The organism is Haloferula helveola (assembly GCF_037076345.1).
GTDB classification, from domain to species: Bacteria; Verrucomicrobiota; Verrucomicrobiia; order Verrucomicrobiales; family Akkermansiaceae; genus Haloferula; species Haloferula helveola.
The window spans coordinates 4,975,309-4,986,371 of record NZ_AP024702.1 but is presented as its reverse complement, the minus strand read 5'-3'; the positions used below and the strand labels follow the sequence as shown (position 1 = coordinate 4,986,371).

Sequence of the window (11,063 nt, the reverse complement as noted above, 5' to 3'; positions counted from 1 at the left end):
CGATCGGCTCAGCTTTCCTTCCCAAGTTCTTGCCAGTAGAGGCCCTCGTTCATCGTCGCCAGGAACGGTGACGGCTTTCCTGAGTAAAACAGCCGCACTTCGTCGCGGGCCCGGGTCATCGCTACGTAGAGCCGTAGAGCCTCCCGCCACGACTCCTTCTGGCAGCCGTTCTTGCTGGGAAGCAGCTTCGCTCCGCATCCAACGATGAGGACGAGTGAGAATTCGAAGCCCTTCACGTCCGCCATCGAAGCGACGCTCAGCGTATCCGTCTGCTCAGTATAGTCGCCGGTAATCTTGCCCGCCTTTACAGGAAAGTCCGCCGGGCAAGCTGCGATGATGTCGGCGGGTGATATCTCCTCACTGGCGGTCACAATGCAAATCGACCACGGTATTGCGGCTCCGGTCTGGATACATTCGCGTGCATACTCCCAAGCCCGGCTCACATCTTTGCCTGCCTCGCACTCCACGGCCATCGGATAGCTGGTTTCGCGTACCGCAAGCTCGGGGTCGAGGACCTCCACGTCCTCGCCGAGATCTTTCGCCTCTTTGCCATAGGCGTTGGCCAGATAGGAGGCCGCTTCGAGAATCTGTCGACTATTCCGGTAATTCTTCAGAATCCGCTCCCGGGTGGAGTTGATGATGTCGAGACCCACCGCGCCGAGGCGAAGGTCCTTCACCATCACCCGCTGCACCGTATCTCCGGTCAGGAAGAAGCCGTCGTCGGTGCCTGTCGGAATGAGGCGAAGCAGTGCCAAATCCCGCGTTGAGAGATCCTGGAACTCGTCAATCAAGAGGCACCGGAATCTCATCTCCGGCGGCAGGGTCTTCAGTTCGGTGAGGTGCGGAACCAAGGCGAGGGTGAGGCCCAGCTCGTCAAGAATTCCGCCGGTGAACATGGTTTCCTCGTAGAGCAACAGCATTTCGAGCACGTTTTTCTTCACGGCGTCCGTGAAGCGGATCGCCCGTCCGTGCCGTTCCAGTTCTTGGTAGCCTTTGACCCGGTTCGAGGTCGGAACCGCACTTCGTATCAGGCTGAACTCCTCCCTGAGATACTTCCGGCTGTCGACCCAGTCGTCGTACTTGTACAAGTGCTCCCGGAAGTAAGTCAGCCGGGTCCGAACCGAATCTTGGTCACAGAAAAGGGCCCATGTATCGTCAAGCGTCTCCCCTGAAAGCTGGCAGAATTCGCGGGCGAATCTCTTGGGGTCCACCCGATCGATTGCACGAAGTATGTCGTCGCTCTCGTCGTGGCCAGCAGCGAGATCCCTGAGCTGATCGAGCTCCTTGGCCGGAGTAAAATGCTCCACAAGGCCGGCAAAGTAGTCGTAGAAAGCCGTCACGTGGATGTTGGCCCGCTCTTCTTCGGTGCAGAGCTGGGAAATGAGATTGTCGATCAGGCGGGTAAGGCTCCGATTGAGCGTGATGACTCCGATCCGTTCACCAGGATACCGGCGGGCAAGCTGACGGGCCCTATGCACGAGCACACAGGTCTTGCCGCTCCCTGAAACGCCGGTCAGCACGGTGGGCCGTTCATACTTTGCCTCGGCGACCCGCTTCTGCTCTGGATGGAGGAAGAGCATCCATTTGTGGAACTTTCCTGGTGAGAACAAATCCTTCAGCTGTTCCTCGTTGAGGCCGGTCAAATTGATCAGCCTTTCGGAATTCTCGATGGAGGCGATGGCCTCCCTCTCGAGTTCCTCCTGTTCCTGTACGGCCACGGCCTCGGCATGGTACTGCTCAAGCCTGGCCTCGGCAGCGTCCAGCTTTCCCTCCCGAATCTCGAAAAGCAGGTCGAGCATAAGGTTTGAGATCGCTTTGTCGACGTCACTCAGATCTTCGACAAGCTCCCCCAGTTCTTCGTCCGAGGTATCGTCATTGATCCGCGAAAGGGACCGTGCCAGCACCCGCTGCGACACGTATTCGGCCGGATCCACGCCGATCCGTTCCAGGTAGGGCAGGTTGGCCTCGGTCAAGTTCTCCATGCTGACCTGGGGAGTCTCGCGGGGTTCGTCCCGGGTAACGTGGGTCACCGTGATCCTGCGGGTCGATGGGTTGCAAGTGACGGTCAGGCCACGATTCCGGTTCAACCAGCTTTCCGTCTCATCGTGGGAGCCGATGAAAAGAAGGTAGATGAAGTTGTTGGTGTGAACCGTGACCAGTCGGTGGGCGTCGTTGCTGATATCGTACTTGATGCAGTGATCGATCCGGCTCTCGCCGTGCTTTGTGAGCTTGTTGCTGACGTCCGCCTCCAGCTCGAGGCACTTGATAATCCGGCAGGCTTCGTCGAAGGCCCGCTGGGACGCTCCACCCTTCTTCCGCAATCGCATCATGGATTCGCGGAATCCGGCTTGGTCGATGTAAATGACTTCACGCATGATATCAGACTAAACTGGGACGCTCGCTGAGGCAGGCCTCTGCTCTTTGCCTCGGGGCGAAGGACCGCAAAGATACCCCGTCAACCGCTCCGCAAGAGCCTCGCGGCGGGCACGGGCACGCTCTTGGTTCCATTCAGCATTCTCTTCGGCGAAGGTCTGCACGGACCGGAACCGGCTCTCTGCCAGATAGCGGGCCCGCTTCTCGGTAGCATAGTCGTGGTTGCCGATCGACCGGTTGAGGTCAAATTCCAGGACCGTCAGGTTGCCAAGCTGATGGAGCTCTGCTCCCCAATCCTGATGGATCCGCTCCCTCTCCATGGGATCCTTGTGGTTGGCGGATTCGATGTGCTCGATGTCGATGGGTGTCTCGAACAGGAGCGCCCCGAGATTCTCCGGCTCGGAGTCGACTTCGAGTTCGGTGAACATCGCGACAAGGCGGCAGACCAGATTCTTGGCTTTCGGAATATGGGCGATCCAATCGGTCAACAATCGCTCCCGGATCTCGCCGGAGCATTTCGCCCGCTCCAGCTGCAGGTAGGCGATCACGTCTGTCGGCTCGATATGGGTGGCATTGCTGGACATCAGGGTCATCAGCTCACGAGCCTTCTGCCTGCCTTCGTTGGTGACCCGCTGGTACCTCAAGCTGTAGACCACGAGTAGTTTCCCGAGTTCGATGACGAACTCCTCCAGTTCGCTTTGAAAGGCAACGGTGTCCCGGTCGGAACGGTCCCGGAAGCGGTGCAGGAAGTAGGCGGGCAGGTAGTGGTAGCGGCCGTAACGGCTCCACCAAATAAACCAGATCATGGCGTCGGCCTCCGGGCGGAACTGCTTCAGGCGGGCGTCCCACTCGATGAGGACCCCGATCAGGTCGCTGAAGAACCGGAGCGGCAACCGCACCTGTCGACACTTGTCGGGCTGAAAGTTTTCCCAGTTCTGGAGGCCGAGAGAAACGTCGAGCAGGCGCTCGAAGAAGGTCGTACCTGCGAGAGAGCGGGTCTCGTTGCTCAGTTCGTGGTCTGTGATGAGGATCTGCTGGGCAAGTGCGAGGACTTCCCCAATTTCCAAGACAGCCCGCTTTTGGTTTGAGTTCTCGCGATCAATCCTTTCGTACAGGGCGGAGACCTCATGGAAGACCTCCTCGGCTGCTCCCTCACGCTTCCGGAGGAACTCGAAATAGCGGATCTTGAAGACGTCCCCACCATCCAGCTCCATGCCGGACGTATTGATCGCATCAAAAATCTGGAGGGTCTTCGAGAGGGGTGCCCGGGTCTCGATGATCACGAAGTAAACTCGGGAACAGAGGTAGTCGACAAAGCTGCCAATATCCGCCTTCAGTGCGTCGAACTCATCGTCATCCCTGATCTGGTCCCTGATGCCGGTAAGGTTGCGGAGGTAGGCGTTGAGTTCGGCGGAATCATTGAGGTCATCGGCTCCGGTTTCCAAAGCCCGCTGGAGGTAGTCTTGCTGGATCTTGCCGCTCACGGCTGTGGTAAGACGCTTTTGGAAATCCAGACGCGGCCAAATCGAGAGTTCGGGCACCAGGTCTTGAAGGGCCTTCAGGATCAGGATCAGTGTTGAGATCCGCTGTTGGCCATCGATGATGTCGTGCTGAATCTCGTAGTCGCCCCATGAGCCGGTCTCGGCAGCGGAGAGCTGCATCGTCCCGATGAACATCTGTTCCCGTGGAATCCGGCCGTTCCTTCCGAAGTAGCCCATCAGGAGATCCGTCATCAGCCGATGCACTTCGGCGATTCCCCATGAATATGGCCGCTGAAAAATCGGTACGCGGTAGCGGACTCCGGGTCGCCAGAGAACGTCGTGGGGAACGCGGTCGTTCGTGAAAAGGGTGCAGCTTCGAGCCTGAATCTCGAACTCGTCCGATCGGGGTAGCGTCACCTCTTTCTCCATGGATTCGGGGGATGATTCGACAACACCGACGCACCGTACTCTGGTCTGCATCGGCTCCATGGCGTCAGAGTGTCTTGAGCTCGGTGTGGGGGCTGAGGGCCTTGAATATCTGCTCGATGTTGATCTTGGTGGAGTCGCTGGCGTAGCCGGCGTCGCGGAAGACGGCTCGCAGCGGCTCCCGCTTGGCGAGGGTCTTGCAGAAGTCCTCGGTCAGCCCTGTATCGAAGCAGGCGGCGAGCGCGTTGTCGGCCACGAAGAAGACACGCCTGCCCTCGATCACCTCTTCGGTGATCGGCAGGCCGAGATCGACCCCCCAATCCAGAAGAACTTGGAAGAGGAGGTCTTCGGGTTCACGCCCATCCTTCAGGTTATCGACCTGAAAATCGAGGCCATCTTGAGTGACCTCGTCTGGCTGGTAATAGACGTCAGCCATGTTTGAGCTATCGATCTTCAGGACGCGAAAGCCGATGTCGAGATCCTGAATGCGTCGTGTAATTTCCTGATGTCTCTCGGTATCCTTCAGCTCCCCGTCGAGACTGGCTTGAAGGCCTTCTCGAATCTGAGAACCCGCTTTGCGTATCCGATCTTTCCCAATGTCGGAAATTGTCGAGTAGCCCGCTTTGAATGCTTCACTCTTCTCTTCACACGGCTCAGGAAGCTGCACTGCAATGTACCTCCGATTTCCTCCGTCCTCAGCGTTGAGCTGAATTACTGAGTGGGCAGTAGTCCCGGACCCAGAGAAAAAATCCACGACAAGAGAGTCTTCAGCTGCACAGCTCTTTATGAATCTCTTGATGACATTCTCGTCCTTCGAAAATGGAAACACGCCTTTTCCCAAGAGCCGGGAAAGCCTCTTGGATGAAGCCCTACGATCTTGGTAAAAAACCGAACTGGGCGCCCAAGTCTCGTGTTCATGGAGATACGACTTGAGGGCAATTCGACCGTCGCTGGACGCTGGATAATGGAGCCGATCCTCCGCATCCATTCTTGCCATACGCTCCTTTGCGTATGCCCATCCATTCTTGTGGGGCTTGTATCCCTTCCAGTCGTAGACGAGGTTTGGACGAGGATTTGGACTCCGAAGGTCTGCAGGAGCATAGAGCCCTCGCTGATCAAAATAACTGAAGTGCTTGTGTTGAAGAGCTCCGTGGTCCTTTGGAAGACTGCGAAACCATTCATTGAGATCAGCCCGACACTTCTCGAAGTCCTTTCCGTTTCTCTTCCGGATCAACGATTCCTGTTTGTATATATCGTCCAATCCAGCCTTCCGCTCCCGCCACCGCACATTTCTCTCTGTCAGGAGATCCCGTGATTTGACCCAGCAACAAATGAAATCATGACTATTGGACACCAGCTTTGCGTCGTTTTTTCGCCCCCCTTCCCACACAAAGTTCCCTACGAAGTTTTGCTCCCCGAATACCTCGTTCCCAATCTTGATAAGGTTGGCGACTTCCCCATCATCAATACTAACAAGGATTACACCATCTTCCTGAAGCAGGTTTCGTGCGAGCTTGAGGCGGGGGTACATCATTGACACCCACTCAGAGTGGAAGCGACCACTCGCACTCGAGTTCTGCTTCCATTTCTCCTCGTCAAACATCGCATTACCCTCTTCATCACGTTCACCAGCTTCATCCTCGTAATCCTCCCTACTCATCGAGAAGTTGTCGTCGTAGATGAAGTCGTTCCCGGTGTTGTAGGGCGGGTCGATGTAGATCATCTTGACTTGGTTCAGGTAGGTCTCCTGGAGCAGCTTGAGGGCGTCAAGGTTGTCGCCCTCGATGTAGAGATTTCGGGTCGTTTCAAAGTCCACCGATTCCTCCTTGCAGGGCCGCAGGGTCTTGGTGATCGGGGCATTGGCGAGGGCCAAGGACTCCCGCTTGCCCGGCCAATCCAGCCGGTAGCGTTCCTGAACTCCTTCCACCAGATCGCCGGACAGTTCCTGTCGCAGCAGATCGAAGTCGATGGCCCGCTTGATCGATCCATCCTCAGCCCGACTTTCGGTAACGCAATTCGGGAACAGCTCCGCCAGCTTCGCAGCGTTGGCCTCCACAAAGTCCGGAGTGTGCAGTTTGAGTTTGTCCATAGCTTGCAGGATGAGTGAGTGCGGCGCTTTACGACTCCACGACAAAAGTGGGTTGCTTCGGCTCGGCGCTACCCGGGGTGATCTTGATCTTGAAGCCCAGCGGGACTACCTCGAACACGCGACCAATTCTTCCTGCGACATCGAACACCTGCGGGCACTCAAGATTGCCTCCCAGGGGGTGCGATCCGATCAGGTTGAGTTTCTGACAGGCGTATTCAGTTCCGTCATCGACGGATCGGATAAATAGGGCAGCAGAGGTCATGGTTGGCGAAGTTGGAAAGAGGTTGGCGGAGGGTATTCAGGTCGTGATGTCGATGCCTGCTTCGATGGCTTGGATGGCGGCCTCGATTTCGGTGTAGACCGGCAGATCCGCATCGATCTCAAGGCTGACGATGAGTGAGTATGGGACCGTCTTCTCGTGGCAGTTGTGTTCCTGCCGTCCCTCGGCGTACTTGCGGGTCGCCCACCATCCCTTGGCTCGGGGGAAGACCGCGATGGCTTCCATGGCCGCGAGGTCGGCGGCCGGACCTCGCCAGACGTCCTGAACCAGCGAGCCGGCCTTGCCTCGAAGCTTTGGGCCGATGGCCCAGCCGGGGTCGTTCAAGCTCCCGACAAGAGCTTCCTCCTCCGCGTGGAGGCGTGAGCGGAATTCCTCGAGACTGTGCTCTTTGTGCTTGTGCGTGAAGCCCAGTAGGTGGCTCGCATACTTGTATTTCTGCCCATTGTCCCAAGAGCGCGTCCCGGGATTCGGATGGATGAAGTAGGAGAGAGTGACCCGGAGCGTGCAGGTGACGTTCGGATTTGCCTGAAGCAAGTCAACCGGCCAAGGGAGCCTGATCAGGTGGCACTCGTTGAAACTGGCGTCGCCGGCCCTGCCCTTGTAAGGCTGGATGCTCTCTCCGGTGAAGAAGGTGGTTTGGTTTCCCAGGCTATCCAAGGCACGCTGCTCATTGATCACGCCGAATCCGTATCCACGCATGAGGTCCTGCATCGCCTCGTTGCCCCTCATTTGATGGGGATCGAGACCGAGGCGATCGAGGACCGCCTGGGGCCAGCGTGCGGAGTGCACAAGGAGGCCGCGAATGGTTTCCGGGCTGGCATCCGGGTAGCGCTGGGTGACCTGAGCGGCGATTCGTGCCGCCAGTGCGGTCGCGGCACTGGTGGCGTTGAAGGGAGCGATCGGCCGGAGGTTGAAATTGGATGCCGTGGTGAGAGGCGCCAAGGAGTCGAAGGCGGGATATTCGTTCTCCAAGTCCCGATGTTTTCCGAGATTGGCTCCCTCCATGACTACGTCCGGAGCGATCGGCCAGTCTTTCCGCCCAAGGCACCAAGCATGGCTGGTGCGAGTGTATGGACTGAGGTGGTGCTCCGGAGCGAGAGGGTCACAGCGACGAGCCTCATCATCGTCCTCGGTGATGGTCGTACGATGGGTGACGGCTCCAACGGAGATGGCATTCCATGCTTGGGCCGGATCCTCCACTGGGTTGCCCCGCATGGTGTCGGGATAGCTGAAAGTTTCGTCGTGCACCTCGGTGTTGCCGGCGGAAACGAGAATGACCCGTGCTTGGTCGGTTTCGTTCTGAGCACCTGCGGCGGCGATGTCCACGGCAGTTGACCAGGCGCTGGGGTTGCCGAAGGTATTCGGACCATCCGCGGTGACCGCCATGCAGAAGACCCGTGGGCGGTCCGGGGCGATACTCTCCGGCTCATTGATCGCGGCGAGTGTGACGGCACCGTAGTTCTCAGGATCATGCTCGGTGGAGCTGCGAATGAGCTTCACCGACTCGAGGCGATGTAGCTGATCCCACGTCTGGGTGGACATCATCAGCGTCCGCAGGTCCCCGAATGCGGCCAGTCCGGCCATGGGCGTGCCGTGCTTCAATTGGTTGTCATCCGCAGTGTCCCCATCGCCGAACACCGTGGACATATCGCTCTGTGAAAGAGCGGGCTCGATGAGAGGGTGTCCGCGATTCACCCCGGTATCGAGCAGGCAGACTGCCGGGGCGTCGTCGCCCGGCCACTGGATCCTCTCAAGGGCCTCGTCGATCCACTCTTCCTGATCGAGGCCGTTCAGATCGGTGAGTCCGACGCTGCAGGGCCGGGCCTTGCGAATTTCCGAGAGGCAGTTCAGCAGGTCCAGCGACGACTCAAGCTGGCTCCGGGTGCCGTGGCCAATCACGACCACGTGATCGGGGAAGACAAGGGTCTGCTCCGGCACCTCAATACCGAGCTCGGCACACTCTTGGATGAGTTGGCCCTGCCAGTCCTTTTGGTCATCTCGTCGAATCCACAGCTCGAACCAGCAGGGCTCATCTGCCTCGGGGAGCGGCTCCGGGTCTGTCCATAGGGCATCGACGGCCGCAGAGGAGATGGAGTGGATGTTGTTGAGCAGAGGGGCGTTCCGCGGATTGGTGACATTCCCAGCCTTGTCCTTGCTGTCCTTGCTGGGGTCCGCGTACTCGGCGATCTTCTTCTCGAGGACGTCCAGTTGCCCATGAGGAACGAAGATGGCGGCTTTCGTGATTTCTCGCCCTTGCTGGTCCTTTTCATGCCTAAGGTTGAGAAGGGTAATCCCCTCCCCTTTGCTGGAGGGGGCTTTCTCCAGGCTCCAGTAGGCCAAGGGAAGGTCAGGTTCCGAGGTGACGTTCAGGATGAGCCCGAAATCCGAAGATAGCGCCAAGTCCGCCCGCTCCTTCTCCACCTTATCGAATTCCTGCTGTACAGCCGCCACCTGCCGTTGGAGGTAGGAGACGTGTCCGGCTCGATCAGCCACGGGACGGATCTTGAAGTCGCCCCGACCGTCACCTTTGTAGGCGAGCTGCTCAGTGTTCGGCGTGAACCTGAGGTGCGTGAGTCGATTGGGGAGATGATCAGGCATGGGGGAGACTTATCTGACGACTCAATGGTTGAGGTGAAGTCTCCTTTCGGTGAGTGCCCCGTAAAGGGCATCGTTGGTGACCTTGGGCAGGTCGTGAATGAGCATCCCCTTGATCGCCTCCTCGGTAGCCCGGGTAATCTCCGCATAGCTGAGCCCCTTGGCGGCGGGTTGGATCCGTTTCCAGACGAGCTTTTCCTTCGCGACATCCCTCAGCAGACGTTCGATGGTCTCCCGGATCTGGGGTGGCTCAGGGAGCCCGAATTCCACGAGATCATCAAACCGGCGGAAGAGTGCCGGATCGAGTCGCCTTCCGTAATTCGTGGCCGCAATCACCAGGCTGTTGCTCTTCATCTTCTCAATGAAGACGAGGAAGGCATTCAGCACCCGCCGCATTTCCCCCACGTCGCCAGCGGCGTCCCGGGTGTAGCCGATGCTGTCGAATTCGTCGAAGAGGTAGACCGCCCGGTGCCGCTCCGCCGCCTCGAAGATGAGACGCAGCTTGGAGAGGGATTCGCCGAGGTAGCGGCTGATCAGGGAGTCGAGACGCACGACGAAAAGCGGGAGTCGAAGCTCGTTCGCAAGTGCCGAGGCGGTGATCGTCTTTCCACACCCGGGCGGTCCGGTGAAAAGGAGCCGTTGGCGGGGCCGGAGATTCCGCTCCTTCAACCTGCTGAGGTTCTTCTGCTCCTGGACGATTCGTTCGATCCGCTCCCGCAGCGAGTCCTCGAGGACGAGGTCGGAGATGTGAAGGTGGGTCTCAGTGGGTTCGAGCAGCTCCCCAGCCTCACCTTGGGGCGTGGCCAGGCTGTGGACCTTTTGGAAGGCCGATTCGGACTGGGCCTTGCGTCGTGCCTCGTTCACCAGCTCCCGGATCTCGTCGGCGAGCTTCTGGTGGCCCTTCCGGGCCTCGGCCGCGGCGAGTTGGAGTGCGACCGCATGAAAACGCTCGTTGTCGCCCGTGGAGTGGCTGGTCAAGAGGGCTTTGATCTGGGAAGCGGTAGCCATAAAGGGGTGTTTTCCTGCAATTCGGGAGCTAAAGGAACCTTGAATAATCCTACCGACCATTCGAGCAGAATCTGCCACTGAGGATGGGACAAATGCAGGGGGGGGCTGCAAGTTTTGATCGGAAAAAGCGGGTCACTCTTCGGTTGGCGTCAGGGAGCTGAGAGGGCCTCCAACTCAGCCTTCAAGGGCTTCAGCTCCTGATTGAAGGCGACTTTGCGGTTGAACTGCCTTTCTCGGCGGATCCGGGATGTGAGCTGATCGACCTGCCGCTTCAGGATTCGGAACCGCTCGCAGCGGGCGACTTGGTCTCCGAGTGGCTCGCGCTTGCGGGCCGGGAGGGGCATCAGGCCCGCCATGAGGGCGCCGTAGAGGTGGCCGAGGTCGAGAACGGTGGGCAAGGCCGGCAGGTCCTCCGGGGGCGGCCGGAACTCCGAGGTGAACCGGGAGCCCACGACCCATTGGCTTGAGTCCACCTCGCTCGGGCGCTTGAAGGCCGCACTATGGGCGACTCCCTGCTCCGAACGTAGTCGATGGACTATCGGATAGGGAATGGCCCGGTCGATGGCCTCGAGGACGGCGTCGTCGAGCGTCGGCGTCTTGAGCCGGATCTCGAAGATCTCGATTTCCGGAACCCCTGCGGTTTCAGGCAGGTTCAGGGTCTCGCGGGACAGCTTGTGGGCCCAGCGAATCTCGGCGACTTGAGAGGTGAACAGTTCGCGGACGCGCCGGCTCGGTTCGGCATGGGCATAGATCCGGGATTTGGGGATGATTTTCCCGAACGCGGTTTTCTGGGGAAAGGCGAACATAGGGA

At 58.8% G+C, this 11,063-nt stretch carries 7 protein-coding genes; all 7 read right to left on the bottom strand.

Features of this window, described 5'->3' with window-relative positions; genetic code table 11:
• Window positions 1–8 precede the first annotated feature (8 nt).
• The 7 genes from HAHE_RS18870 to HAHE_RS18840 all read right to left on the bottom strand — a co-directional run bounded on the left by HAHE_RS18870 (window position 9) and on the right by HAHE_RS18840 (window position 11,058).
• The gene (locus tag HAHE_RS18870) at window positions 9–2,375 is read right to left on the bottom strand and encodes a UvrD-helicase domain-containing protein (protein ID WP_338686655.1); all 2,367 of its coding nucleotides are present in this window, start codon (window positions 2,373–2,375) and stop codon (window positions 9–11) included.
• 9 nt (window positions 2,376–2,384) lie between these two features.
• The gene (locus HAHE_RS18865) at window positions 2,385–4,283 is read right to left on the bottom strand and encodes a DUF262 domain-containing HNH endonuclease family protein (RefSeq protein WP_338686653.1); all 1,899 of its coding nucleotides are present in this window, start codon (window positions 4,281–4,283) and stop codon (window positions 2,385–2,387) included.
• A 64-nt stretch (window positions 4,284–4,347) separates the two neighbouring features.
• Window positions 4,348–6,369 (bottom strand): site-specific DNA-methyltransferase, encoded by a 2,022-nt coding sequence (locus HAHE_RS18860; protein ID WP_338686651.1) that lies wholly within the window; start codon window positions 6,367–6,369, stop codon window positions 4,348–4,350.
• 28 nt (window positions 6,370–6,397) lie between these two features.
• On the bottom strand, window positions 6,398–6,631 hold the full coding sequence (locus HAHE_RS18855; RefSeq protein WP_338686650.1) for a hypothetical protein: 234 nt from the start codon (window positions 6,629–6,631) through the stop codon (window positions 6,398–6,400).
• Window positions 6,632–6,667: 36 nt separating this feature from the next.
• Window positions 6,668–9,247, bottom strand: coding sequence for a S8 family peptidase (locus HAHE_RS18850; RefSeq protein ID WP_338686649.1), 2,580 nt, complete (start codon window positions 9,245–9,247; stop codon window positions 6,668–6,670).
• 21 nt (window positions 9,248–9,268) lie between these two features.
• Window positions 9,269–10,252: an ATP-binding protein gene (locus HAHE_RS18845; RefSeq protein WP_338686647.1), complete on the bottom strand. Its 984-nt coding sequence runs from the start codon at window positions 10,250–10,252 to the stop codon at window positions 9,269–9,271.
• 149 nt (window positions 10,253–10,401) lie between these two features.
• On the bottom strand, window positions 10,402–11,058 hold the full coding sequence (locus HAHE_RS18840) for a DUF4391 domain-containing protein (protein WP_338686645.1): 657 nt from the start codon (window positions 11,056–11,058) through the stop codon (window positions 10,402–10,404).
• Window positions 11,059–11,063: the final 5 nt, after the last annotated feature.

Bases quoted from the DNA above. Each gene is read 5' to 3' on its own strand.
- HAHE_RS18850 (WP_338686649.1), bottom strand. From the start codon at position 9,247: ATGCCTGATCATCTCCCCAATCGACTCACGCACCTCAGGTTCACGCCG.
- HAHE_RS18870 (WP_338686655.1), bottom strand. From the start codon at position 2,375: ATGCGTGAAGTCATTTACATCGACCAAGCCGGATTCCGCGAATCCATG.
- HAHE_RS18860 (WP_338686651.1), bottom strand. From the start codon at position 6,369: ATGGACAAACTCAAACTGCACACTCCGGACTTTGTGGAGGCCAACGCT.
- HAHE_RS18840 (WP_338686645.1), bottom strand. From the start codon at position 11,058: ATGTTCGCCTTTCCCCAGAAAACCGCGTTCGGGAAAATCATCCCCAAA.
- HAHE_RS18855 (WP_338686650.1), bottom strand. From the start codon at position 6,631: ATGACCTCTGCTGCCCTATTTATCCGATCCGTCGATGACGGAACTGAA.
- HAHE_RS18845 (WP_338686647.1), bottom strand. From the start codon at position 10,252: ATGGCTACCGCTTCCCAGATCAAAGCCCTCTTGACCAGCCACTCCACG.
- HAHE_RS18865 (WP_338686653.1), bottom strand. From the start codon at position 4,283: ATGGAGAAAGAGGTGACGCTACCCCGATCGGACGAGTTCGAGATTCAG.